23 protein-coding genes and 3 tRNA genes are annotated in these 24,450 nt (G+C 63.8%); 13 read left to right on the forward strand and 13 right to left on the reverse strand.

What is annotated here, in order from left to right:
- Position 1: 1 nt before the first annotated feature.
- Positions 2-1,063, reverse strand: a complete 1,062-nt coding sequence (locus CWE17_RS08405) for a D-alanine--D-alanine ligase family protein (RefSeq protein WP_131456188.1) — start codon at positions 1,061-1,063, stop codon at positions 2-4.
- A 36-nt stretch (positions 1,064-1,099) separates the two neighbouring features.
- Positions 1,100-2,410 (reverse strand): tRNA (N6-isopentenyl adenosine(37)-C2)-methylthiotransferase MiaB, encoded by a 1,311-nt coding sequence (gene miaB / locus CWE17_RS08410; RefSeq protein WP_240789354.1) that lies wholly within the window; start codon positions 2,408-2,410, stop codon positions 1,100-1,102.
- A gap of 172 nt (positions 2,411-2,582) precedes the next feature.
- On the opposite strand from miaB, the gene CWE17_RS08415 reads away from it, so the two are divergent.
- Together CWE17_RS08415 and CWE17_RS08420 are read left to right on the forward strand one after the other, a co-directional pair.
- Entirely contained in the window at positions 2,583-3,683 is a 1,101-nt protein-coding gene (locus CWE17_RS08415) for a dipeptide epimerase (protein ID WP_131456192.1), read from the forward strand.
- Entirely contained in the window at positions 3,683-4,759 is a 1,077-nt protein-coding gene (locus CWE17_RS08420) for a DUF1611 domain-containing protein (protein ID WP_131456194.1), read from the forward strand. Before CWE17_RS08415 ends, CWE17_RS08420 begins: the two co-directional genes overlap by 1 nt.
- Positions 4,760-4,803: 44 nt before the next feature.
- On the opposite strand, the gene CWE17_RS08425 is transcribed toward CWE17_RS08420, so the two are convergent.
- Positions 4,804-4,876: transfer RNA gene (locus CWE17_RS08425), tRNA-His, on the reverse strand.
- Positions 4,877-4,988: 112 nt separating this feature from the next.
- Between CWE17_RS08425 and CWE17_RS08430 the strand changes: the two genes are divergently transcribed.
- The 3 genes from CWE17_RS08430 to CWE17_RS08440 are packed head-to-tail and all read left to right on the forward strand — an operon-like array spanning position 4,989 to position 8,020.
- A complete protein-coding gene (locus CWE17_RS08430) occupies positions 4,989-5,363 on the forward strand; it encodes a DUF4359 domain-containing protein (protein WP_131456196.1) in 375 nt (124 codons plus the stop codon).
- Positions 5,360-6,655, forward strand: coding sequence for an amidohydrolase family protein (locus tag CWE17_RS08435; protein WP_240789335.1), 1,296 nt, complete (start codon positions 5,360-5,362; stop codon positions 6,653-6,655). Before CWE17_RS08430 ends, CWE17_RS08435 begins: the two co-directional genes overlap by 4 nt.
- 24 nt (positions 6,656-6,679) lie before the next feature.
- Positions 6,680-8,020, forward strand: a complete 1,341-nt coding sequence (locus CWE17_RS08440) for an FAD-binding oxidoreductase (RefSeq protein WP_131456198.1) — start codon at positions 6,680-6,682, stop codon at positions 8,018-8,020.
- Positions 8,021-8,060: 40 nt separating this feature from the next.
- Here CWE17_RS08440 and CWE17_RS08445 read toward each other — a convergent pair whose 3' ends face one another.
- The 5 genes from CWE17_RS08445 to murA form a co-directional block, all read right to left on the reverse strand.
- Positions 8,061-8,615 carry a pentapeptide repeat-containing protein gene (locus CWE17_RS08445; RefSeq protein ID WP_131456200.1) on the reverse strand — a complete coding sequence of 185 codons (555 nt, stop codon included), beginning with the start codon at positions 8,613-8,615 and terminating at the stop codon, positions 8,061-8,063.
- Between the two features lie 24 nt (positions 8,616-8,639).
- Entirely contained in the window at positions 8,640-9,860 is a 1,221-nt protein-coding gene (locus CWE17_RS08450; RefSeq protein WP_240789336.1) for a dihydrofolate synthase, read from the reverse strand.
- Complete coding sequence (locus tag CWE17_RS08455; RefSeq protein WP_131456536.1) at positions 9,857-11,041, reverse strand: aspartate aminotransferase family protein; 1,185 nt, start codon at positions 11,039-11,041, stop codon at positions 9,857-9,859. The genes CWE17_RS08450 and CWE17_RS08455 overlap by 4 nt, the downstream gene beginning before the upstream one ends.
- Before the next feature lie 8 nt (positions 11,042-11,049).
- Positions 11,050-11,131, reverse strand: a tRNA-Leu gene (locus tag CWE17_RS08460).
- 41 nt (positions 11,132-11,172) lie between these two features.
- The gene (gene murA / locus CWE17_RS08465) at positions 11,173-12,471 is read right to left on the reverse strand and encodes a UDP-N-acetylglucosamine 1-carboxyvinyltransferase (protein WP_131456203.1); all 1,299 of its coding nucleotides are present in this window, start codon (positions 12,469-12,471) and stop codon (positions 11,173-11,175) included.
- Positions 12,472-12,628: 157 nt separating this feature from the next.
- Here murA and CWE17_RS08470 point away from each other — a divergent pair.
- The 5 genes from CWE17_RS08470 to trpC all read left to right on the forward strand — a co-directional run bounded on the left by CWE17_RS08470 (position 12,629) and on the right by trpC (position 16,199).
- Positions 12,629-12,712, forward strand: a tRNA-Leu gene (locus tag CWE17_RS08470).
- A gap of 30 nt (positions 12,713-12,742) precedes the next feature.
- Positions 12,743-12,991, forward strand: coding sequence for a hypothetical protein (locus CWE17_RS08475; RefSeq protein WP_131456205.1), 249 nt, complete (start codon positions 12,743-12,745; stop codon positions 12,989-12,991).
- A gap of 26 nt (positions 12,992-13,017) precedes the next feature.
- Positions 13,018-13,872, forward strand: coding sequence for an RNA methyltransferase (locus CWE17_RS08480; protein WP_131456207.1), 855 nt, complete (start codon positions 13,018-13,020; stop codon positions 13,870-13,872).
- Complete coding sequence (lpdA, locus tag CWE17_RS08485; protein WP_131456209.1) at positions 13,869-15,311, forward strand: dihydrolipoyl dehydrogenase; 1,443 nt, start codon at positions 13,869-13,871, stop codon at positions 15,309-15,311. Before CWE17_RS08480 ends, lpdA begins: the two co-directional genes overlap by 4 nt.
- Positions 15,312-15,314: 3 nt before the next feature.
- Positions 15,315-16,199 carry an indole-3-glycerol phosphate synthase TrpC gene (trpC, locus tag CWE17_RS08490; RefSeq protein ID WP_131456212.1) on the forward strand — a complete coding sequence of 295 codons (885 nt, stop codon included), beginning with the start codon at positions 15,315-15,317 and terminating at the stop codon, positions 16,197-16,199.
- Positions 16,200-16,277: 78 nt separating this feature from the next.
- On the opposite strand, the gene CWE17_RS08495 is transcribed toward trpC, so the two are convergent.
- From CWE17_RS08495 to CWE17_RS08505, 3 genes are all read right to left on the reverse strand, one after another.
- The gene (locus tag CWE17_RS08495; RefSeq protein WP_131456214.1) at positions 16,278-16,877 is read right to left on the reverse strand and encodes a superoxide dismutase; all 600 of its coding nucleotides are present in this window, start codon (positions 16,875-16,877) and stop codon (positions 16,278-16,280) included.
- A 64-nt stretch (positions 16,878-16,941) separates the two neighbouring features.
- On the reverse strand, positions 16,942-17,541 hold the full coding sequence (locus CWE17_RS08500) for an FKBP-type peptidyl-prolyl cis-trans isomerase (protein WP_131456216.1): 600 nt from the start codon (positions 17,539-17,541) through the stop codon (positions 16,942-16,944).
- Between the two features lie 38 nt (positions 17,542-17,579).
- The gene (locus tag CWE17_RS08505) at positions 17,580-17,909 is read right to left on the reverse strand and encodes a phasin family protein (RefSeq protein WP_131456218.1); all 330 of its coding nucleotides are present in this window, start codon (positions 17,907-17,909) and stop codon (positions 17,580-17,582) included.
- A gap of 55 nt (positions 17,910-17,964) precedes the next feature.
- On the opposite strand from CWE17_RS08505, the gene CWE17_RS08510 reads away from it, so the two are divergent.
- Positions 17,965-19,491 (forward strand): apolipoprotein N-acyltransferase, encoded by a 1,527-nt coding sequence (locus CWE17_RS08510; RefSeq protein WP_131456540.1) that lies wholly within the window; start codon positions 17,965-17,967, stop codon positions 19,489-19,491.
- On the opposite strand, the gene mnmA is transcribed toward CWE17_RS08510, so the two are convergent.
- Positions 19,412-20,578, reverse strand: coding sequence for a tRNA 2-thiouridine(34) synthase MnmA (mnmA, locus tag CWE17_RS08515; RefSeq protein ID WP_131456220.1), 1,167 nt, complete (start codon positions 20,576-20,578; stop codon positions 19,412-19,414). The genes CWE17_RS08510 and mnmA overlap by 80 nt on opposite strands.
- Before the next feature lie 99 nt (positions 20,579-20,677).
- Between mnmA and CWE17_RS08520 the strand changes: the two genes are divergently transcribed.
- On the forward strand, positions 20,678-22,210 hold the full coding sequence (locus CWE17_RS08520) for an NAD(P)H-hydrate dehydratase (RefSeq protein ID WP_240789337.1): 1,533 nt from the start codon (positions 20,678-20,680) through the stop codon (positions 22,208-22,210).
- A 167-nt stretch (positions 22,211-22,377) separates the two neighbouring features.
- On the forward strand, positions 22,378-23,316 hold the full coding sequence (locus tag CWE17_RS08525) for an RpoD/SigA family RNA polymerase sigma factor (protein ID WP_131456224.1): 939 nt from the start codon (positions 22,378-22,380) through the stop codon (positions 23,314-23,316).
- 23 nt (positions 23,317-23,339) lie between these two features.
- On the opposite strand, the gene pdhA is transcribed toward CWE17_RS08525, so the two are convergent.
- On the reverse strand, positions 23,340-24,431 hold the full coding sequence (gene pdhA / locus CWE17_RS08530; RefSeq protein WP_131456226.1) for a pyruvate dehydrogenase (acetyl-transferring) E1 component subunit alpha: 1,092 nt from the start codon (positions 24,429-24,431) through the stop codon (positions 23,340-23,342).
- Positions 24,432-24,450 lie beyond the last annotated feature (19 nt).

Below are 24,450 nucleotides of genomic sequence, written 5' to 3' on the forward strand. Positions count from 1 at the left end.
CTCATTCTCGCGCGTTCTCCACCAGTCGTGCCACCAGTGTTTCCAGGGGTAGCCCGCTGGCGTTCCAGAGCATGGGGTACATGCTCAGGGAGGTGAAACCTGGAAGCGTGTTGATTTCATTGATCCAAAGCTGGTCTTGATGGTCGTCGTAGAAAAAATCAACGCGGGCCATCCCGCTCACGCAGAGAGCGCGGCAGGCCGCAAGGGCCATCTGGCGCACTTGATCGGAGTGATGGGATGCAATCGGGGCGGGAATCAGGGTGTGGCTGAGGCCGTCGCTGTATTTGGTCGTGTAGTCGTACCAGTCGGCGTCAAAGCGGATTTCACCCACCACCGAGGCCTCGAGTGTTTTGACACCGATCACGGCACATTCCAGCTCTCGAGCCTTGACTCCCTTCTCGACCACGATGCGCTGGTCGAGTTCAGCGGCGAGATCGAGGCCTTCGTTCAGCTCCTGACGTGTGCGCGCTTTGCTGATGCCTACCGAGGAGCCGAGGTTGGCCGGTTTCACAAAACAGGGATAGCCGAGCTCTGTCTCAATGCGCTCCAGGAGCTTGGAACGCTCTTCGGGCTTGGTGAGTTGCTCAGCATTGAGACCCACATAGGGCACCTGGGCGAGTCCGGCGGCAGCGAAGGCCGCCTTCATGGCCAGCTTGTCCATCCCCACAGCAGACCCGAGCACGCCAGCCCCCACGAAGGGCTTGCCCATCAGCGTGAAGAGCCCCTGCACGGTGCCATCTTCACCATTCGGACCATGCAGCACCGGGTACCAGACGTCGATGGACGCAGCGCCGGATGGCAGGCCACCAAACCCTTGCGGGGGTAAGGGATCGGGAAGATCACTGTTCTCTGCCGCTTGGCCGCTGGCGAGCACCGCCTCAGCAATAGCTTCCGGCCACCAGCGGCCCTCCAGATCGATATAAAACGGCGTGACCTCGAAACGCTCTCGGTTTGCAGCGCTGCGCAGGGCGGTGATCACGGTGCTGGCCGACCGGATCGAGACCGCGTGCTCTCCTGAGGCACCACCGAACACCACGCCGACGCGAACTGAAGAGCTGGGCATGGAGAGGTGCCTAGGCGGGCGGGAGCGCCAAAGGTATCAGCCGCTGACAGGGGTGCCACTGAGGGAGAAGGAGCGCACCGCGTCAATGCGGACCTTCACGGTGTCTCCGGGTTGGAAGCTGCGGCCATCCTCAGACCGTCCACTGAAAAAGGTGAGCCGGTTGGTCCGAGTCCGTCCCATCAGCTGGCTGGTGTCCTTGGGATTGATGCCCTCAGCCAGCACCTCCTCGATCCGGCCGGCATACCGGTCATTGCGCTCGCGTGCCGTGCGCTCCACGAGGGCGTTCAGTTCCTGCAGACGAGCCACCTTCACGTCTTCGGCAAGTTGGTTGTCCCAGTCGGCCGCCGGCGTGTTCGGCCTCGGTGAATAGGCCGCCGTATTCACCTGATCGAAGCCGATCGCTTCGACTAAATCGAGAGTGCGCCGGTATTGGGCGTCGGTCTCTCCAGGGAAGGCGACAATCACATCGGCACTGATCGCTGCATCCGGCATCCGCTCCCGGATCCGGTCAATGATGCGTCGATAGCGCTCCACCGTGTAGCCGCGCGCCATGGCACGCAGGACATCGTTGTCGCCGCTTTGGAATGGGATATGGAAGTGTTCGCACACCTTGGGCAGATCCGCACAGGCATCGATCAGCCGCTCGGTGAAATAGCGGGGATGGCTGGTAGCGAAGCGCAGACGCTCGATGCCCTTCACGTCATGCACCTGGTGGAGTAGGTCCGTGAGGGTGTGTTGGCGACGGCCCTCGCTGGTGATCCCGGGTAGATCCCTTCCGTAGGCATCGATGTTTTGCCCCAGCAGCGTGATTTCCTTGAAGCCCTGGGCTGCCAGTCCCTCCATCTCGAGTCGGATCGCCTCCGGGAGCCGTGATTGCTCCTTACCGCGCACCGAAGGCACCACGCAGTAAGTGCAGCGTTCGTTGCAGCCGTAGATCACGTTCACCCAACCGCAGATCGTGCTGTCACGGCGGGCGGTGGTGATGTCTTCGAGGATGTGGTGCTCTTCGGTGGCCACCACCTGCTGGCCGCTGTCCACCTGTTGGAGGAGCGTTTCCAGGCGGTTGGCATGTTGGGGGCCCATCACCAGGTCGAGTTCGGGCACGCGGCGGAGCAGCGACTCACCCTCCTGCTGGGCCACGCAGCCAGCGACGACCAGGGTGAGATTGGGATTGCTGCGTTTGCGTTGGGCCTGCCGGCCTAGATAGCTGTAAACCTTCTGCTCGGCGTTGTCTCGAATCGTGCAGGTGTTGTAAAGCACCAGATCGGCTTCAAGCTCTGCGCTGGCCTCCCTGTAGCCCATCGACTCGAGGATGCCCGCCATCCGCTCGGAATCGGCCTTGTTCATCTGGCAGCCGAAAGTGGTGATCCAGTAGCTGCCCCGTTGCGTGGGGCTGCTGATGGGGGAGGCGGAGACGGTCAAGGCGGACGGCGTTCCGGTGAACCGGTGTGGGCTTTGCTCCCATCAGTGTCGGACACGACGGTGCTGTGCCAGTTTGAGGATCGGTGCATTTGATGGGATGGGCTGGGCCCTGCGGCGATTCCCCCTCTCCAAGGCTGTGCCTCTGGCGATCAGTCGGGGCACGACCGCGTCAGTGGAGCATCTGTTGCTGCAGCTGGAGGCAGAGGGCTGCATCGGTCTGGGGGAAACCGGTGGTTTCGACACCGGCCATCGCCACTACGCCATCGATGCCCTTCAGGCCGAGTTGGAGTCGGTGCTGCCTCTGTTGGACTCCCTGGATCCTGCCGATCGCGGGGCAATCGCGGATCGGATCGCTCCCCTTTCCCCCCCGGCTCGGTGCGCCATCGACCTCGCCCTTTGGGACTGGTGGGGCAAGCGACTTGGCCAGCCCCTCTGGCGACTGCTGGCCCTGCCGGCCGAGAGGCCCGTCGAGACGTGCTCTGTCGCCACCAGTGTCACCCTCGGCTTGGCCTCGGTGGACCGGGTGCTTGAGCGACTTCAGCGCTGGTGGCAGCTGCTGCCGGCTTCACGGATCAAATTGAAGCTCGGCAGCCCGGATGGTCTCGACCACGATCGGGCCCTGCTGGAGGCCGTGGCAGAGGCGATCGAGCGGGAAGGACAACGCCGGCAAGAGCCCTTGGAGCTGCAGGTGGATGCCAATGGAGGCTGGACGCTGGACCAGGCCCGGCGGATGCTCAGCGACCTCCAAGGCCATGGGGTGGTGCTGCTGGAGCAACCCCTGCCGGCTCAGGTCGATCCAGAGGAGGACCGCCTTGCCTTTGCAAGGTTGAAGCCCGATTGTCCGCTGCCTCTCGTGGCGGATGAAAGTTGCTGGGATCTGAATGATCTGCTTCGGCTTGCCCCCCATGTCGATGGGGTCAACCTCAAGTTGCTCAAAACCGGAGGCTTGAGTGAGGCGCTGCTCATGGCCCTGGTCGCCCATCGCCTCAATCTGGCGCTGATGGTGGGTTGCTATTCCGACAGCACCTTGCTCAATGGAGCCGCCGCCCAGCTGTTGCCCTTGATTCGTTGGCCGGATTTAGACAGTCATCTCAATCTTGTCGATGATCCCTTCACGGGGTTGCCCATCAGTGCGGACCGCCTGGGAGTGCCCAGGACCCTCGGCCTCGGGATTGATTGGCAGGAGGTGAGGCTCTGATGCTTCGCGCTGACCATCCCGTGGTGCTTCTCCAGCACGGCGGGCTGGATTCACTCACCGGCAAGACCGGCCTGGCGATGCTTCGGCACCGTCGCGGCCCGATCGTGGCTGTGATTGACCCGGCTCATGCAGGGGCAGACCTCGAGGCAGTCACAGGGATTCCGCGCGCCGTGCCGGTGGTGGCAGATCTCCAGTCGGCTCTCCCCTACGGTCCTGCTGTGGCGGTGGTGGGTCTGGCTCCCTCGGGGGGGCGCTTGCCGGAGCCGGTGCGGGCCGATGCTCTGGCGGCCCTACGGGCTGGCCTCAGCCTGGCCAGTGGCCTGCACACCCGCTTGGCAGACGATCCCGAGCTCAAAGCGGCCTGCCGGCCCGATTGCTGGATCTGGGATCTGCGCTGCGAACCCCCTGGTCTTGTGGTGGCCCAGGCCAGGGCAGCAGCCCTTCCCCAGCAACGTGTGCTGGCGGTGGGCACCGACATGGCGGTTGGCAAGATGAGCGCTTGTCTTGCCCTGCAGGCCGCGGCCGAACGTCGTGGCCTGCCGAGTGCGTTTATCGGGACAGGTCAGGCGGGGATCCTGATCAGTGGGTCCGGTGTGCCGCTGGATGCCGTGCGAGTGGATTACGCCGCTGGGGCGGTGGAGGCCGCTGTCCTGCAGGGGGCGGAAGGCCTGCCGGTGGAAGGGATGGTGTTGGTGGAGGGGCAGGGCTCCCTTTGCCATCCGGGGTCCACGGCCACGCTGCCCCTGCTGCGGGGGAGTCAGCCCACGGCGTTGCTGATGGTGCATCGGGCCGGACAGGGCACGATCGAGCGGCTTCCCGAGGTGCCCTTGCCCCCGCTGGCGGAGCTGGTGCAGCTCTGCGAAGGTCTCGCTGCGATTGCTCGCCCTGTTCAAGCGGCGCCGCCTGCCAAGGTGCGGGCGCTGGCGCTGAACACGGCACGCCTTGAGCCGGCGGAGGCGCAACAAGCCGTGGACGCGATCGCCGCTGAGCTGAACCTGCCCTGTGCGGATCCCCTCCGCATGGTTGCTGGCTGCCATGGCGCCGACCTGCTGCTCGATGCCTTGTTGGCGCCCTGAGCCAGGGGGACAAGGAGTGCCGAAGCTCTCATCTGTTTGAAAAGGGCGAGCGAGGGGATTCGAACCCCCGAATAGCGGCGCCACAAGCCGCTGCCTTAACCACTTGGCGACGCCCGCCGCGTCGGTAAGAATCTACCAACTTGCCTACAGCACTCTGTCGCCCGACTCCCCTCAGCCCCTCTCGAGCAAGAGAAGGGGGTTTAGTCAGGCACAGCTGGCCTGCGGGGTGATGGTTCTTGCTGCCGGCAGTGCCCTGGTGGTGACCAACCCCTCGATGGGCGATTACAAGCAGCACGCCGGTGCTCAGCTGGTGCGACTCGCCACCGAGGAGCTGTGCGACCGCCAGGGGTTGCCCATGGTGCTACGCCTCTGGATCCGAGATTGTCCCCGTCTGGTGGCTGATCAGCGTGCCGGCCTGGAAACCCTGGCTGGCCGTTTCACGCAGCGTCTCAATCTTGGTGTGGCCAGCGTGTTCACCACCAGGGTGGGCGGTCAGGATCTGCTCCCGTCGCTGCGATTGCCTGGATACACGATCACCACCCTCGGCCTGGCCGGTCATTTCATCACCCTCAGCAGCCGTGCTGATGGGGGGCGGCTGGAGTGAACCGTTCCTTCAGCTCCATAGTTCAGCAGGGTGGCGCAGGTGGAACGATCAGGGCCTGGGTGCCCGATCTGCTGCTTCAGCTTCCGGAGCAGGCGAGGCCTCGCTCGAGCGCTGAAGGATTGGTGGCCGTGGAGCTGGCTTGGCAGGGGGGTGTGCTCACGGCACTGCGGCCGATCAGCGCCGAGCATTCGCCGCCTGATGGCATGGTGCTGCCGCGCCTGGTGGAGCCCCATGCCCATCTCGACAAAGCCTTCAGCTGGTCGGAGTATCCCAATCTCAGCGGCACCTACGACGGTGCGATGGCGGCCAATTTGCGGGAGCACCAGACCCGCACGGCCGAGCTGGTGCATGCCCGCGGTGAACGGGCTTTGCGTTTGGCCTGCCGCCATGGCGTCAGAGCGATCCGCAGTCATATCGACAGCCTCGGGCCCGGTGCCGTTTGCAGTTGGGAGGCCCTGCTGGATCTGCGCCAGCACTGGCGTGATCGCATCGATTTGCAGCTGGTGGCCCTGTTACCGGTGGAGCACTGGTCAAGCTCCGATGGGCAGCGCCTGGCGGCCTGGATCGCCTCCCGGGGCGGCTTGCTCGGTGGGGTGATTCCATCGCCTTGCCCTGGCCGGGACATGCGCGCTGCCCTGCGTCGCTTGCTGGAGCTCGCGGAGGAGCTCGGCTGCGGGGTGGATCTGCATATCGATGAGGCCGATGCCTATCCCGCCGCTGGTGTGGGACAGCTGCTGCGAAGCATGCACGGTCTGTCGCTGTCTGTGCCGGTCACCTGCAGCCATGCCAGCAGCCTCGCGTTGCTTAGGGCTGAACCGCTGCGACGGCTCGCGGATCGGATGGCGGAGCATCAGCTTCAGGTGGTGGCCCTGCCCCTGACCAACGGTTGGCTGTTGGGCCGTCAGCGAGACAGCACGCCCTATCGCCAGCCCCTGGCACCGATCCGTCAGCTCCAGCGTGCCGGTGTGCGTGTTGCGGTGGGAGGCGACAACATTCAGGACTGCTGGTTCCCTGGCGGCAACCTCGATCCGCTGGCCTTAATGGCTGCCAGCTTGTTCAAGGCGCATCTGGCTCCTTGGGAAAAGCTTGGACTGGAACCCTTCAGCAGCGAAGCAGCCCGGTTGATGGGGCTCATCTGGGATGGTGTTTTGCGGCCTGGAGCACCGGCGGATCTGATGCTTCTCGAGGCGTCCAGTTGGTCTGAGGCGCTGTCGGAGCCGCCCCGTCGGCGCGTGTTGATCAACGGCGAATGGCTGGACCCGTTCCCGGGTCACGCAGAGTTGCAACACTGAGCGCAGCGACCGCGGGCCAAGGCCATGGAACCGAGAGTTCTGGAGGGATTGCTCGAGGAGCTCACCGGGCTGGAGCAGCTGAGCGTTTGGCGTGATCCCGCTGATCTGGAGCGATTCTCCCGTGATGCCTTCGACTATTCACCGGTGCTGCTCGAGCGGCTGAGGAGCTGCCGTGCCGATCTGGTGGTGCGACCTGAGAGCGTTGCTGCCGTGATGGCGGTGGCTGCTGTCTGTGCACGCCATCAGGTGCCGCTCACCCTTAGGGGAGCGGGGACGGGGAATTACGGCCAATGCGTGCCTCTCGAGGGAGGGGTGGTGATGGTGATGACAGCCCTGAATCGTGTGCGCGCCATCGAGGCCGATAGCGGCGTGGTGGAGGTGGAGAGCGGTTGTCTGCTCAAGGAGTTGGATCAGTCTCTGGGTGCCCACGGTCGTCAGCTCCGCTTGCTGCCGAGCACCTGGCGCAGCGCCAGCGTGGGTGGCTTCATCGCCGGGGGATCCGGCGGTATCGGTTCGGTGCGCTGGGGATTTCTCAGGGATCCGGGTCATCTGCTCGGCCTTGAGCTGGTGACCCTGGAGCCGGAACCACGGTTGCTGCGGCTTGACGGGGCCGATGCAGAAGCTCTCAATCACGCCTACGGAACCAACGGAATCCTCACGGCTCTGCAGCTGGCCACGGCGCCGAGGGTGCCGTGGCAGGAAGTGAGCATCGACTGTGATGACTGGGGAGATGCCTTGCAGTTGGCCACGCTCTGTCAGCGCTCCGCCCTTGAGCTGCATCTCTGCACCCTGCTCGATCGATCGATTGTCGATCGGCTGCCCCCTTGGAGTGGCCCGGCGGGTGGCCGTCATCGCTTGCTGCTGCTGGTGGCACCTGATGGTGTTGCCACGCTTGAGCGTCTTGCCGCCCGCTCAAACGCCATCATCGTGCGAATCGGAGCGGAGGCCGCCCACCGCGGCAACGGTCTGCGGGAGCTGAGCTGGAACCACACCACGCTGCACTGCCGAAGCGCAGAGCCCGGTTGGACCTATCTGCAGATGCTGCTTCCCCAGCCAGAACAGGCTCTGATCGAGGCCTTGCGGGTCGACTGGGGGGATGATCTGCTTTGGCATCTCGAGGGGGTGCGCCATTGGGGTGGGGCCCGCCTGGCCGCCCTGCCACTGGTGCGTTGGCGCGGCGTTGAGGCTCTGGAGCGCTTGATGGCGCAGTGCCGTTCCCTCGGCGCAGTGTTGTTTAACCCCCATGTGCTCACGGTGGAGGACGGGGGGCTGGGGGTCATTGACGGTGACCAGGTGGCGGCCAAGGCTCGGTTTGATCCCAAGGGATTGCTCAACCCAGGAAAGCTGAGGGGCTGGACGGGCTGATTGGCCTTAACAGCTGGTCTGCCTTAACAGCTGCTTTGCTTTAACAGCCAAGACTGTCGCGGGTGGCCACGCCAGTGCCGGGGTGGACGCCCTCTGCGTCTTGGCATAAGCGGCGCACATCATCACGATCCAGCAGGGCATCGCTGAAATCTGCCCCTTCGATGCGGGCCCCGGCGAAGCTGCTCCCGGATGCAATCACGCCGCTCAGCAGCGCCTCGCGCAGGTCGGTGCCCGTGAAATCAGCCCGGTCCATTAGGGCATCGGACAGATCGGCGCCCCTGAAATCAGCATCAGCGAAGGCCCCCTGGGTGAAGATGGCTCCGTGCAGATCGGCAGCGCTGAAATCGGCGCCTCGGCCCACGGCGCCGGCAAACGATGTGTTCCTCAGGTCCTGACCATGGAAGTCATGGCCGCTTTGATTGGTGAGGGTGTAATCCACCCGCGCCTGAAACAGTGCCTTGTCCTGAAGGCCCACTCCAGAACTGGTGTCCAACGCCTGGACTGCTTCGATGGGGCCAACGGCCAGGCCGATCAGGAGTGCGCTGATCAGGAAGTGGTTCAGCCAGCGGCGTAGCGACAGCAAAAGGTTTGGCATGACGGGCGCGCGGCGGCAGGGTCTTCACTCTGCCCGGAGAAGGCCGCGCCCGAGCAGATCCCCCAGCAGATAGAGCGATCCGGCAATCACCGGGCGCGCCTGCGGCCATCCCGCCTGTTCCAGCTGCTCCAGGGCGGTTTCCACTGGCTCGCGGCCGTCGGCCTCTCGCAGCTGGGTTGCGAGTTCTGGGCAGGAGGCCTTGAGGGCCTCGGCGCTCCAACTGCGGTGGCCGTTCACCGGCACGATCCAAGCGCGGTCCTGGGGTTGCAGCAGGCTGCGAAGCATCGCTGGAGCCTCCTTGTGGCTCTGGATGCCCAGAATCCAGTTCAAACCCAGACTCTGACCGCTCCAATGGGCGCGCTCCCCTGCGAGTCGCTCGGCCGCTGGCGGATTATGGGCGCCATCCACCAGAACCTGTCGCTGGCGCCAGAGCAGTGGTTGAAGACGTCCTGGCCATCGGGCCGCGGCGAAGCCGTGGCGAATGCTGGCCGCATCCACCGGCCAGCCTCGGGCGGCGATCTGCTGCAGCACCTCCAGCGCCACAGCGCCGTTGTCCCGTTGCCAGATGCCATCCAGCCCCAGCTGCCAGTCGGCACCCAGGGGGCTGACTTGAATCAGTTGGGCTCCCACCTGATCGCAGCGGCGGGCGAGCACGGCGTTCACCTCGGCTGCCTGGGGGGCGGTGATCACCGTGGCACCGGCTTGGATGACGGCCGCTTTCTCTCCCGCCACCGCCGTCAGCGTCACCCCCAGATGCTCACAGTGATCGAGGCCGATCGAGGCCACCGCCACCAGGGGGCGATTCGGGTGGGCCGTGGTCGCATCAAGGCGTCCGCCCAGGCCAGCTTCCAGCACGAGCCATTGAACGGATTCGGCTTGGAAGTGAATCAGGGCCGCGGTGATGAGCAGCTCGAAAGGCGTGAGGTTTTCCTGGCGCGCCAGCGGCTGAAGCTCGATCAGTCGTTGGCGCAGGGTTTCAGGCCGGATGGTCTGCCCATCCACGCGGATGCGTTCGCACCAGTCGATCAGATGGGGAGACGTGGTGAGACCGGAGTGGATGCCGGCCGCCGTGAGAGCGCTGTGAATCAGCGTGGCAATGGAGCCCTTGCCGTTGGTGCCCACCACCTGCACCGCGGGGATGCTTTCGGTGGGGGATCCCAGCTGCTTCAACGCACGGTTCATCCGCGCCAGGGAGAGATCCATGCCCCGCTGATCAAACGGCGAGAGCAGATCGTTGAAATTCACGCCTGCAGGCTCTCCAGAGCGGCAGCAAGGCGGCGAATCAAACTCGTCACCTCGCGGCGATTGATCACCAGCGGTGGCACCATCCGCACCACCTGTGGACCGGCCGCCACCAGCAGTAACCCCTGATCAAGGGCTGCTTTCACGACGTCGGCTGCTTGGAACGATCCCTCCTCCCGCAGCACGAGACCCTGCAAGAGCCCCCAGCCCCGTACGCCGCTGAGTTGGTCGGGATGACGCGCTACCAAGGTTTGTAGACCCGTTCGCAGCTGCTCGGCTCTGGCATCGACATTGGCCAGTAGGTGACGACGTTGGAGCTCCCTGGCCACGGTGAGTCCGGCGCGACAGGCAAAAGGATTGCCCCCGAATGTGCTGGCGTGGTCACCTGGCTTGAAATGGTCGGCGTGCTGCTGCACCAGCAGGGCCCCGATCGCATGTCCACCGCCAAGGCCCTTGGCCAGCGTGAAGGCATCCGGTTCGATGCCCAGCTGCTCGTAGCCCCAGAGACAACCGGTTCGACCCATGCCCGTTTGCACCTCATCGAGGATCAGCAGGATCTTGCGCTGGCTGCAGTGCTCCCTGACGGCACGGAAGAAGTCGACTGTGCCGGGATTGACACCGCCTTCGCCCTGGAGCGGTTCGAGCAGAACTGCTGCCACACGCGGACCATTGGCCTCCATCCGGTTGAGCAGAGCCTCGAAACCGTGGAGGTCGTTGTATGGGAAGGTCTCGAAGCCTTCCACCATGGGTTCAAAGCCCGCGTGATACCGGGGCTGTCCCGTGGCGCTGACCGCTGCCAGGGTGCGCCCGTGAAAGCTCGATTGGGCTGTGAGGATCACGGGGCGATCGATGCCGCGGACGGTGTGACCGTGTTTGCGGGCCAGCTTGATGGCCGCTTCATTGGCTTCAGCGCCTGAATTGCAGAAGAAGACGCTGTCAGCACAGCTGTGATCCACCAGCCAACGGGCCAGATCTTCCTGCTCTTGAATCCGATAGAGATTCGAGACATGCTGCAACCGCCTTAGCTGCTGGGACAGAGCCCTGCGCATCGCCGGGTCGCTGTGACCCAGGGTGCAGGTGGCGATGCCAGCCACTGCATCGAGATAACGCCGGCCGCGGTGATCGCGCACCCAGCAACCCTGACCACGCACAAGGGTGATCGGGAAGCGTCCGTAGGTGCCCATCACAGCAGTGGGAGCGGTGGGACTTGAACCCACATGCCCGAAGGCGCTCGATTTTGAGTCGAGTCCGTCTACCAATTCCGGCACGCTCCCCTGCCGCTGATGTTATGCGAGCGCCCTCTGATCCGTACCGATCAGTCTTCGCGGCGTTGCAGCTGGGCGCCTGTGGCGCAGAGCTTGGCCTCGATGGTGTCGTAGCCACGATCGAGATGGTTGAGCCCTGACACCTGGCTGGTGCCGCGGGCTGCCAGACCAGCCAGCACCATCGCAGCGGCGGCCCGGAGATCGCTGCCGGTCACCGGTGCAGCGGTGAGCTGAGGCACCCCTTCCACCACGGCGGTGTTGCCTTGCAAGCGGATCGAGGCACCCATGCGCTGCAGTTCGGCCACGTGTTGCATGCGGTTTTCGTAGATCTTTTCGGTGATCACACTGGTGCCGCGGGCGGTTGTCAGCAGGGCCATGAACGGCGCCTGCAGGTCGGTTGGGAATCCGGGGAAGGGTTGCGTTGTGAGATCGACACCCTGGATCTCGCCTGGGGTGATGGTGATGCCCTCCTCGTCAATGTCGAGCTGGCAGCCACAATCACGAAGCTTTTGGAGCACAGCGCTGAGGTGCTCAGGGACCACGGGGGCAACCCTGAGGGTGGAGCGAGTGATCGCTGCAGCGAGCAGGAAAGTGCCGGCTTCAATCCTGTCGGGGATCACCGAATAGGTGCAGCCGTGCAACTCAGTGACGCCCTCAATAGTGATGGTGGGACCGCCGGCGCCGCTGATCCGAGCACCCATGGCGTTGAGCATGTTGGCCAGGTCTTGCACTTCCGGCTCTTGAGCCGCGTTTTCAATCACGCTGGTGCCTTCGGCCAGAACGGCGGCCATCAGGATCGTCTCGGTGGCTCCGACGCTCGGGCAGTCAAGAACGATCGAGTCACCTTTGAGGCGACGGCTGCGGCCGGGGACGGCAGCGGAGACCACGCCATGCTCCACATTCACAACGGCTCCGAGGGCCTTGAGGCCACGGATATGTTCCACAACAGGGCGGGCACCGATGCGGCAACCACCGGGCAGGGGCACTCGGGCACTCCCAAGGCGGCCAAGGATGGAGCCGATCGCAAAGAAGCTGGCCCGAAGACCATTGACGAGTTCATAGGGAGGTTCGCCGTGCAGAAGCTGTTCGGCGTGAATCTCCACGGTCTCGCCGTCGCGCTGAACACGCACACCCAGGGCTTCAAGAATCTCCGACATTCCATCGATGTCGGTCAGTTGCGGAACGTTCTTGAGGACGACAGGCTCGCTGCAAAGCAAGGCGGCAGTCATCAAAACAAGGGCTGAATTCTTGGCGCCACTCACGCGCAACTCACCCTTGAGGGGGCGTCCTCCTTGGATCTCCAGGTGCGGCTTGAGAATCTCCTGAGACACGGGCGCCGCAGCCGGCATAGCTTGAAGACCTTAAGGAGACGCCCCATGTTGGCAAGGGTGTTTGAGACCGTCTAGACGGCCGGCCCGCAAACTGGATCGCATGCGGTGTGAGCCTTCTGATGAGAGGGAGGTCGATGCCGTATGTTCGATCACGTCGCCTGCGCGACACACGCCCGCGGATGTGGCGGAATTGGTAGACGCGCTAGTTTCAGGTACTAGTGGCAGCAATGTCGTGGGAGTTCAAGTCTCCCCATCCGCACTATTTTGAAAGGGTTGCCCAACCCAAAGCATGATTGTCCTGAAGATCTCCAACTCCTCAGAGGTGGTGGCAGCCAAAGTTGGCAAGTTCTTGGAGTTTTTGACGCCTGATTCGATTGATCAAAACGCTGTTGAAGATCAGGTGATCAAGAAGCTGGTTGAAAATCTGTCCGCCGAAGGCATCAAGGGTGAGATCGCAGCTGTGAAGGGCATTGACCTACAGGGTCAGGAGCTCAGCCTCCATGACGGCATGAAGGTGCGCAAGCACGAGTCGTTCTGAGCGCCCACGATCCGGTCGCTCGTGCGATGGAGAGTCCGCTGATCACCAGCCGGCGTAATCCGTTGGTTGCGCGCCTTCGGGCGCTCGCAGCCCGTGCAGGACGGGAACGCGAGGGGTTGCTCTTGCTGGAGGGCACCCATGGCGTGCAGGAGTTGCAGGGGGCTGAAGCGGCCGTTCATGTGACCGAACTGGTGGCCACTCCCGACTGGATCAGCCGTCATCCCCAGCTGCTGGAGGGGTGGTCATCAGCCCTGCGTGTGCACCAGGTGAGTGAGACGGTGTTGCAGGCCTCCTTATCCACGGTGCATCCCGACGGGGTGGCTTGTCTGCTTCCGCTCTCGGCGTTGCCTCAACCCCCGGCCAAGCCCGAGTTTGTGCTTGCTCTGGATCGCCTCCAGGACCCAGGCAACCTCGGAACGCTGCTGCGTACAGCCCTGGCGGCGGAGGTGGAGGTGGTTTGGCAGGCTTCGGGCGCGGATCCGTTCGGTACCAAGGTGGTGCGGAGTTCCGCGGGTTCCATTCTCCGATTGCCAGTGGAGCGCTTCGGGCCTGGGGAGGACTCAGGGGTGCGCACCTTGGCTGAGAAACTCCAGGGCTTGCGGGACAGGGGCGTTCAGGTCGTCGCCACCCTCGTGCCCGGCGCTCGTGTCGATTGTTCCGTGGTTCCCTACTGGGAGCTGGACTGGACACGACCCACGGCGCTGGTGCTGGGGAATGAGGGGGGCGGGCTTCATGGCGAGCTGCTGGCCTGCTGCAGCCATGGCGTCACCCTTCCCCACAGTGCAAAGGTGGAGTCGTTGAACGTGGCGTCGGCCGCCGTTCCACTCCTGTTGGAACGCCGACGGGCGACAATGACCGCTCCAACGCAGCTGACCGGGTGAGCGACGCCAGTTTCGACTTTGATGTCATCGTGATCGGCGCCGGCTACGGCGGCTTTGATGCCGCCAAGCATGCAGCCGAGCATGGGCTGCGCACGGCGATCATCGAATCCCGCGACATGGGCGGCACCTGCGTGAACCGTGGCTGTGTGCCGTCGAAGGCGCTCCTTGCGGCCAGCGGTCGCGTACGCGAACTGGCGGATGCAGAGCACCTCGCTGGTTTCGGAATTCATGCGGCACCGGTGCGTTTCGAGCGCCAGAAGATTGCGGATCACGCCAACCAGCTCGTGGCGACCATCCGTAGCAACCTCACCAAGACTCTCGAGCGTTCTGGGGTCACGATCATCCGCGGTAAGGGCCGCCTGGAGGGCAGTCAGCGGGTGGGCGTGCGTGAAATCAATGGTGTTGATCGGGTGCTCACGGCCCGCGATGTGATTCTGGCCACGGGCTCCGATCCATTTGTGCCGCCAGGCATCGAAACCGATGGCCGCAGCGTGTTTACCAGTGATGAGGCGGTGAATCTGGAATGGCTGCCCCGCTGGATCGCGATCATCGGTAGCGGCTACATCGGCCTCGAATTTGCCGACGTCTACACCGCCCTCGGTTGTGAGGTCACGATGATCGAAGCGTTGGATCGGGTGATGCCCACCTTTGATCCCGATATCGCCAAGCTCGCTGCCCGCAAGCTGATCGATGGTCGTGACATCGATGCCCGCTCAGGCGTGTTGGCTCAATCCATCAAGCCTGGTGCACCGGTGCAGATTGAGTTGGTGGATATGCAGACCCGTGAGCCGGTGGAGACCCTGGAGGTGGATGCAGTCCTCGTGGCCACGGGCCGGGTGCCAAGCAGCAAGGGGCTCAACCTCGAGGCCCTTGGCGTTGAGACCCATCGAGGCTTCGTTCTGATTGACGACAGCATGCGCGTGCTGGTGAATGGCCAGCCCGTTCCCCATCTCTGGGCTGTCGGCGATGTGACCGGCAAGTTGATGCTGGCCCACACGGCAGCAGCCCAGGGCACCGTGGCCGTGGACAACATCCTTGGCCATTCCCGACAGATTGATTACCGCAGCATCCCAGCCGCCACCTTCACCCATCCGGAGATCAGTTCGGTGGGTCTGAGTGAGGTGGATGCCAAACAGCTGGCCGCGGACCAGGGGTTTGAGCTTGGCGTGGTGCGCAGTTACTTCAAGGCCAACTCCAAGGCTCTCGCTGAACTCGAGAGTGACGGCCTGATGAAGCTGCTGTTCAACAAAGCCAGCGGTGAGGTGCTCGGTGCTCACATTTATGGATTGCATGCGGCTGATCTGATTCAGGAGGTCGCCAATGCCGTCGCCCGTCGTCAGAGCGTGCGGCAACTGGTCACCGAGGTGCACACCCACCCAACCCTCAGCGAGGTGGTGGAAGTGGCCTACAAGCAGGCTGCTGCAGCTTTGGGGGCCTGAGCAATGGAAATCCGGCGCCGTCCCCCGAATCCGCGGATCCAGGTGGCTCACCTGGAATACGCCATCCCCCACGCCGAGGAGGAACCCCGCCACATCCTCGAGAAGATTGTTTGGGAGAAAGACCGGGAGATTGAGGCAGCCCGCCAGCGGATGCCTTTGGATCAGTTGAAGAGCAAGGTGGCCAAGCTGCCGCCACCCCGCGACTTTCTTGCGGCCCTGCGTGCTGCGCCAGTGCTTCCAGCAGTGATTGCAGAAGTCAAGAAGGCCAGCCCTAGCAAGGGAGTGATCAGGGAGGACTTTGACCCTGTGGCGATCGCCCGTGCCTATGCAGCCGGTGGCGCGAGCTGCCTGTCGGTACTCACGGACAAAACCTTCTTCCAGGGAGGTTTTGAGGTGCTGGTGGAGGTTCGCGACGCCGTGGATCTGCCCCTGCTCTGCAAGGAGTTCATCCTCAGCCCATACCAGCTGTATCAGGCCAGGGCAGCAGGTGCCGATGCCGCTTTGCTGATCGCGGCCATTCTGAGCGATCAGGATCTCACTTACTTGCGCAAGGTGGCCTCCAGCCTTGGGCTCACGGTGCTCGTGGAGGTTCACGACGTTGACGAGCTGGAGCGGGTGCTCAGCCTGGGGGGCTTCCCTCTCATCGGCATCAATAATCGAGATCTCACCAGCTTCGAGACGGACCTGGCCACGACAGAAACGCTCACGGCCCAGTTCGGGGAGCGACTTCAGGAGCAGCAGGTTCTGCTCGTGAGCGAATCGGGTCTGTTCAGTCGCGCCGATCTGGATCGGGTTCAGGCCGCTGGTGCAGGGGCTGTGTTGGTGGGCGAAGCGCTGATGCGCCAGCCGGATGTGGAAGCCGGATTGCGCACCTTGATTGCGGGCTAAACGTCCTGCTGAGCCACCAAAAAAAGCCCCCGCGTTGCGGGGGCTTTGCTGAAGAGCAACGAACGGGCTGCTAAGCGATCAACCAGCCGCCAGGTTGGCAGCCACGAAGTCCCAGTTCACCAGCTTGTCGAGGTAGGTGGTGATGTAGTCAGGGCGACGGTTCTGGTAGTCGAGGTAGTAGGCGTGCTCCCACACATCCATGGTGAGCAGAGCCTTCTGGCCATGGGCCAGGGGCAGGTCGGCGTTAGCGGTTTTGGTGATCTTCAGGGTGCCGTTATCGAGCACCAGCCAGGCCCAGCCGCTGCCGAATTGGGTTGCGCCGGCAGTCTTGAACTGTTCAACGAAAGCCTCGTAGCTGCCGAAGTCAGCGTTGATCTTGTCGAGCAGTGCACCACTGGGTTGGCCGCCGCCACCTGGCTTCATGCACTGCCAGTAGAAGCTGTGGTTCCAGACCTGAGCAGCGTTGTTGAACACACCCGCCTTGCTGGCATCACCGGCCACTGCGGTGATGACCTCCTCGAGGCTCTTGTTGTCGAGGTCCGTTCCCTCAATCGCCTTGTTCAGGTTGGTGACGTAGGCGTTGTGGTGCTTGCCGTGGTGGAATTCCAGGGTGGAGCGGGAGATGTGCGGCTCCAGGGCATCCAGGGCGTAGGGCAGCTGGGGAAGGGTATGGGCCATGGGGATGACGTTCGGCGGCGGGATCCTAACGACAGCCCTGCCGCCATAGACGTGCTCCGGAGCCTCAGCCCTTCACCTCCAGCAGTTCCACTTCAAAGATGAGGGTGGCATTGGGGGGAATGATGCCGCCTGCACCACGGCTGCCATAGCCGAGATCGGGGGGAATCACGAGCTTGCGCTTGCCGCCGACTTTCATGCCGGCCACGCCTTCATCCCAGCCTTTGATCACGCGACCAGCGCCAAGGGGGAAGCTGAACGGTCCGCGGTTGTAGCTGCTGTCGAATTCCTTGCCGTTCTCAAGCGTGCCGCGGTAGTTCACAACAACGGTTTGTCCGGCGCTGGCTTCGGCACCGGTTCCGACCACGAGGTCGGTGATGCGAAGGCCGCTGGCGGTGATTTGCGGTTTTTCGACGCTCATTGGTCCGCCCAGGGCGGAGGCATCGGCCTGGTTGGAGTCGGCTGCCATGGCAAAAAGTGTGGGGTTGGGATCCTCAGGATCCAGCTCCATGGGTGCGGTTGCCGCGGCTGAGGGCGCGCTCTTCTCCAGGGCAGGAGCAGTGGCGGCCATGGCAGGGGCGATGGTGGATGGGGCCACGATCTGGCTGACAAGCGCCACCATCAGGCAGGCCACGCAGACGGCAGAGCTGATCAGAATGTCGCGCACGGAGCTGGATTGGCGGGGAGGAGCTGATTGTTGCAGGTTCACTCCTGGCGTTCACGCTGACGCAACTGTTGCTCAAGACGGTCAATCCGGCCGCGCAGTTCATCAAGTTCCCTCTGGCTGGCTAGGCCGAGGTCCTGCAGCAGGTTGTCGCGATTGCGCTCGAGATTGCGTCCCATCTGCTGCTCCAGTTCAGGGGTTTCCCCCCTGAGGGCCTTGAGCACATCGTCCACCAGTGCACTGGCGTGGGAGGGATCCAGCCGACCGCTGCTCACCCATTCCTGGGTCACATAGCGAAGTCGATCCGCCACAAGCGTGGTGGTGCCCAGGCCTCGCAGTAGCAGCTGCTGAAGGGGGTTGGCGGTCTCCATGGCTGATCCCGATCCGGTCCTGCCATCAGGATGGCTTCGCGCTTCGCCGCTGACCATGGGCAATGACCGATCCTTGGCCCTGGTGCAGGGAGGGCTGGGTGGCCTGCTGGCTGGTCTGACGCTTGGCTTGCCGGGGGGCTGGTGGCTTGGTGGACCCCTGTGGATGATCCCAGCACTGGCGCTGCTCTGGTCGGCTCAGCGTCGTCCTGCAGCGGCAGCGCTCTGGGCAGCGGTGGCTGTGCTGGTGAGTCATCGCTGGCTGCTGGCTTTGCATCCGCTCACCTGGATCGGGGTCCCGGCTCCCCTGAGCCTGCCGTTGGCCCTGTTGATCTGGGGCTTTTGCGCTGCTGTCGCCGCTCTGTTGCTGGGGGTCTGGGCGGCCCTGGCGACCTGGATCGACAGCAGTCGCTTCGGCTCCGCTCTGTTGCTGGCCGGGGTGTGGGGCCTGATGGAGACCGCCCTTTCCCGTACCCCTCTGTTTTGGATCGGCGTGGGGGGTTCGCTGTTGCCGGCGGATCCCTGGTTTGCTGGTTTGGCCCGCTGGATTGGTGCCGGAGGGCTGGCGGCCCTGTTGTTGCTGATGGGCTGGTGGCTTTGGCGGGGTGTGCGCTTGGTGCAGTTGCGGATGCAGGGCTGGCGCCTCTGGTTGGCGGCTGGGCTCCTGGTGTTGCTGCTGGCCCATGGCCTAGGTGGACGTCTTCTTGCTTCTGGCCCTGAGCCTGTTCTGGGTTGGCGAGTGGCCCTCTGGCAGCCAGCGATTCCGACCCGAGAGAAGTTTCAGCCTGAGCAGCAGGCCCGTCAGGCCGCCGGCCTGGAATCGGCTCTTGAGCAGGCTGCCCTGCAGGGGGCCGATTGGTTCGTCGCTCCTGAGGGAACCCTGCCCCTCGATGCCCGTCTGCGCAGTCCAGCTCCCCTGCCCCTGCTCAGCGGTGGTTTCCGCTGGCGGCAGGGGCGTCAGCGCAGCGCGTTGCTGCTGATTCCAACGGGTGCAGAGCAGCCCAGTGCCGCCATCGACAAGCACAGGCTGGTGCCCCTCGGTGAATGGCTGCCCGACTGGCCAGGGCTTGGAGCCGGTCTGTCCGCGGTGGGTGGTGTGGAGCCCGGCCCGCCCTCACGCTTTTGGCGGTGGTCAGGGCCACCGGCCGCTGTGGCCATCTGTTACGAACTCAGCAACGGCGCGGCGATCGCCAGGGCGGTGGCGGAGGGAGCCCAGTGGCTGCTCACCATCGCCAACCTCGACCCCTATCCCGTGCTGCTGCAGCATCAATTCCTGGCACTCGCGCAATTGCGCAGTCTCGAGACCGCCAGGCCTCTGCTTAGTGCCGCGAACACCGGGCCAACCGCCACCGTTTCGGCCAATGGTCAAACCCAGTGGCTGCTTCGACCGGGTGTCTCCGGGCTTGCCCTTGCTGAGCTGCATCCCCAGCAGGGAGGCACGGGGTATGTGCGCTGGGGGGAGGGGCCCCTGGGGCTGATCACCCTGTTGGCGGCGCTCGCTGTGCTCAGGCGGCGTTTTGCTGGATCAGGCCGCCCCCCAGCACCCGCTCCCCCGCGTAGAACACCGCCGCCTGGCCGGGGGTGATCGAGAACTGCGGCTCCTCAAAGCGCAGGCGAACCCGTTGGGGGCGATCGGCGGCTGCATCCTCAGCGGTCGGTTCAATCACCTCCAGTTGGGCGGGCACCGGCTGGCTGCGGTACCGCACCTGCACCTCCACCGTGAGGCCCTCGCCGATGGCAGGGGCTGGGATTGAGACCCAGTTCACAGCGCCGACGCTGCAGCCCGTTTCCCCGGCGTCCGCACGGGGGGCGACCACCACTCTGTTCATGGCTGGATCAAGGCGCACCACGTGCAGTGGCTCGCTCCAGGCCACCCCCAGACCCTTGCGCTGGCCAATGGTGAAATGCTCGATGCCGTCGTGCTGCCCCACAACGGTGCCATCGCGCAGCACGATCTCCCCCTGGCGGGGAGGCAGGTAAGCATCGAGAAACGCGCGCATGGAGCCGTGGTGATCCGCCAGGCAAAGGTCCTGGCTCTCCGCTTTTTTGGCGGTGCGTAGACCATGGCGTTCTGCTTCGGCCCGCGTGTCGCCCTTGGTCAGCTCTCCAAGGGGGAACACCAGGCGGCCCAGGGCCTCCTGCGGCAGGTCGTAGAGGAAATAACTCTGATCTTTTTGGCTGTCGAGGCCTCGCAGCAACTGGTGGCGGCCGTTGTCGCTCTGATCACCATGGCGGATGCGGGCGTAATGGCCTGTGGCGATCCTGGAAATGCTGCGCTCGTCCTGCGCCCAGCGGAGCATCGGGCCGAATTTCACCTCACGATTGCAGCGGGAACAGGGGAGTGGTGTGACGCCGTTGCCATAACCCTCCACCAGGAAGGTCACGATCTGCTCCTTGAAATGCTCTCGGAAATCGACCACATGATGCGGAATCTCGAGCTGCTCGCAGATGCCTGCCGCATCCACCAGCCCCTCGGCGCAGCAGGCGCCCTTGCCGCTCATCAACCAGAGGGTGAGCCCCTCCACCTGCCATCCGGCCTCCACCAGGAGTGCAGCGGTCAGGGAGCTGTCGACCCCGCCCGAGAGACCAACCGCGACGCGGTGCTCACCAGGCCAGAGGCGCAGGCGTGCGAGGGCCTGTTGCCCTGCATCGGTGGCCGGAGCTGAACCCATGGGCGGTTGTGTCTGATCTCTCCATAGTGAGGTCCCGGCTGCCTGTTCGTGTCCTGGCCCTCACCCGACGCTGATCACTGGTTGGTGAGTTCGGAGCGGATGACCACCCTCGAGCGGGAGTGGCTCGCCAGCGGCCTCCCTGTTGCGGCGTTGATGGAGAAGGTGGGCTTGGCGATGGCCGCCTGGTTTCTTGCCCGCCCAGAACTCCTGCGTGAGGGTGTGCTCGTGCTCGTGGGGCCGGGCCATAACGGCGGTGATGGTTTGGTGGTGGCCAGAGAGTTGGCTCAGGCCGGCGTAGCGGTTCGCCTTTGGGCGCCCCTGCCGATTCGACAGCCCCTCACCGAACAGCACTGGAGCCATGCCCGCTGGCTTGGGCTGCCTGTGCTTGAGGCGGATCCAGACCCGTCGGACCCGATGCTTTGGATCGAGGCGCTCTTCGGGCTTGGTCAGCATCGGCCGTTGCCGGAAACCCTGGCGGTTCTGTTCCGTGAGCGCGAGCAGTATCGACCCGGACGCCTGGTGAGCCTGGACGTGCCCGCTGGCCTGGATGGAGACACGGGCATCCCCCATTCGGGGGATGCGGCGGTGGCCATGGCGACCCTGACGGTCGCGCTGATCAAGAAGGGGCTGGTGCAGGACTCGGCCCTTGCCCATGTGGGGACACTCCATCGGCTGGATGCCGGCATTCCCAACCGTCTGCTGCCCGATGGCTCCTCGGCGGAATGCCTTGGACTGATGCCCAGTGATTTGAACGCTCTCTCCTGGCCTCAGCCATCACGAAGGGCCATGAAATACGAGCGGGGGCGAGTGTTGCTGGTGGCGGGCAGCGATCGATACCGAGGGGCGGCTCTGCTCGCCTTGCGGGGTGCACTAGCCAGCGGTGCTGGCAGTGTGCAGGCGATCGTGCCGGAGTCGATCGCGCCATCCCTTTGGCAGCAGGTCCCTGAGGTGGTGGTGGCCACGGCTGTTCCCAGTACAGCGGCTGTTGCTGGCCAGGCGGATTGTGGCAGCGCGGCGGATGGTGGCATGGCCTGGGCTGATGCCCTCGCTCGTCAGGACATCGGACGTTTGGATGCCTTGCTGATCGGACCTGGTCTTGGCTCAGCCTGCAGCCCCTGGGATCGGGCGGCAGCTCCCTTGCTTGCGTTCCCCGGTGTGCTGGTTCTCGATGCCGATGCCCTCAATCAGTTGGCCCTTTCGGATCAGGGCTGGCGCTGGCTGCAGCGGCGTCGCGCAGTGACTTGGATCACGCCCCATGCCGGGGAATTCCGTCGACTGTTCCCTCAGATCGATCTGGCCAACCCGCTGCTGGCTGCCAAGGAGGCAGCCGCGTGTTCCGGTGCTGTGGTGCTGCTGAAGGGTGCCCACAGCGTGATCGCTGCACCCGATGGCAGTGTTCGCCAGCTTGTTGAGACGGATGCCCATGTGGCCCGCACCGGCCTGGGTGATGTGCTGGCCGGCCTCGCCGCAGGCTGGGCGGCTCAGGGACCGGTCATGGAGTGGCAGGCGGAACCGTTGGCTGCTGCTGCATTGATGCATGCGACGGCCGCAGCGCGCTGCCGTGGTTCGAGTGCTGCCGGGGATGTGGCGGCCAGCCTGGCGCGCCTGATTCGTCAGCTGCAATCGCAGTAAGTGGTTGATGCAAAAGCTGCATGCGCGTTCATCGCGCCATTGGATTGGCTCCCTTGAGCAGGCATTTGTGTCGTTTTCCTTTCATGAATCTGAAGGGTTGCTGAAAACACATCACTGCTTCTGGTTTTCATAGGAAAGTCTCTTCACGCACTTCTTGCGGAGACGCAATGGCATCCCTCGCAGCGGGTCTTGCTGAGACTCAAAAGCGACGCAGCAGTGATCCAATCAGTTGGTATCTCGCAACAATTGGCCGTATTCCTTTGCTGACTCCTGCTGAGGAGATTGAGCTTGGTAATCAGGTGCAAGCGATGATGCGTCTCACCGAAGATGGAACTGTGCCGGCGGATTCTGAATCGCACAGTGCTCAGGATCGCCGGATGATTCGTGTCGGCAAGCGCGCCAAGGAGCGCATGATGAAAGCGAATCTTCGCTTGGTTGTCAGTGTTGCAAAGAAATATCAGGGAAAAGGTTTGGAGTTGCTTGACCTGATTCAAGAGGGTTCTCTTGGCTTAGAGCGAGCTGTTGAAAAATTCGACCCCACCCGTGGTTACAAATTCTCCACCTATGCCTTTTGGTGGATTCGTCAGAGCATGACCCGGGCGATTGCTTGTCAATCCCGCACGATTCGCCTGCCCGTTCACCTGAGTGAGCGGCTCACCACGATCCGCAAGGTGACCCTCGATCTCGCTCACAAGCTTGGGGCGATGCCGAGTCGCATGGAGATCGCCGAGGCGATGGAGATGCCGATGGACGAGCTTGACTCGTTGCTGCGTCAGGCCCTGACCACCAGCAGTCTTGATGCTCCCGTGAATGGGGAGGAGGGACGCAGCTTTCTTGGCGATCTCATTGCTGACAGCAATTCCGATGAGCCGCTCGACAAGGTGGAGCAATCGATTCATCACGAACAGCTCGGCCGTTGGCTCACCCACCTCAGTGAGCAGGAGCAGCACGTCCTCGCTTTGCGTTTCGGTTTGAATGGCAATGAGCGCCACACCCTTGCCGAGATCGGCCGTCTAATGGAGGTGTCTCGGGAGCGGGTGCGTCAGGTGGAGCTCAAGGCCCTACGCAAGCTGCGCAATCTCACCCGCAGGATGCCGAGCATCTGAATCAGTTGCTGGTCACTTCCTGATCAGTCTTCGGCCCAGATGTAACGGGTCAGTTCCGAACCATCGGGTTCTGGAGCTGCGAGGGCGAAGTCAACGCAATCCTGCACTTCAGCGTCGATTTCTTTTTCGATCGCGCGTAGATCCTCGCTGCTGGCTAAGCCTGCACCCACCAGATCTCGCTCCAGAGCCTTGAGCGGGTCGCGTTGGGCCCAGAATTGCTTCTCTTCCTCTGCCCTTAGCTCGTCGGGGTCGGCGAGGGAATGGCCACGGAAGCGGTAGGTGAGGCACTCGAGCACGGTGGGGCCTTCACCAGCACGGGCGCGCTCCAGAGCCCTTTGGGTGGCAGCGCGCACGGCCAGAACATCCATGCCATCCACCTCTTCACCGGCCATGCCGAAAGCGCCGGCCTTGCGCCAGATCTCTGGGTCACTGGTGGCGCGGTCATGGGCCATGCCAATCGCCCACTTGTTGTTTTCCACCACGAAGATGATGGGCAGCTTCCAAAGCTGGGCCATGTTCAGGCATTCAAAGAACTGGCCGTTGTTGCAGGTGCCGTCCCCGAAGAAGGCCGCTGTCACCGCATTGCTTGAGGCATCACCAAGGGCGTCGCGCTTGTAGCGGCTCGTGAAGGCGGAGCCCAGGGCAACCGGAATCCCCTCACCGATGAAGGCATAACCACCAAGCAGGTGATGCTCCTTGGAAAACAGGTGCATGGAGCCCCCCCGGCCCTTGCTGCAGCCGGTTTCTTTCCCGAACAGCTCACTCATGACCTCCCTGGCCGGGACTCCAGCGCTGAGGGCGTGCACGTGATCGCGATAGGTGCTGCAGAACCAGTCGTGCTGGCGCTTCATGGCACCGATGACTCCGGTGCTCACCGCTTCCTGCCCGTTGTAGAGGTGCACGAAGCCAAACATCTTGCCCCGGTAGTACATCTCGGCGCACTTGTCCTCAAACCGTCGCCCCAGGGTCATGTCCCGGTAGAGGGCAAGTCCTGTCTCCCGATCCACCGTGGCCCGCTGGGCCGTCACAAGCGATGAAAGCCTTTCGGCATGGGGGCCCGCCATGGAGGCGCTGGCGCCGGAGAGAGCGCTATCCATTGCGATGTTTTGGCTCATCCCAGGCCTTTCGTGATGA

Source organism: Synechococcus sp. BS56D (assembly GCF_004332405.1).
Taxonomy (GTDB): domain Bacteria; phylum Cyanobacteriota; class Cyanobacteriia; order PCC-6307; family Cyanobiaceae; genus Synechococcus_C.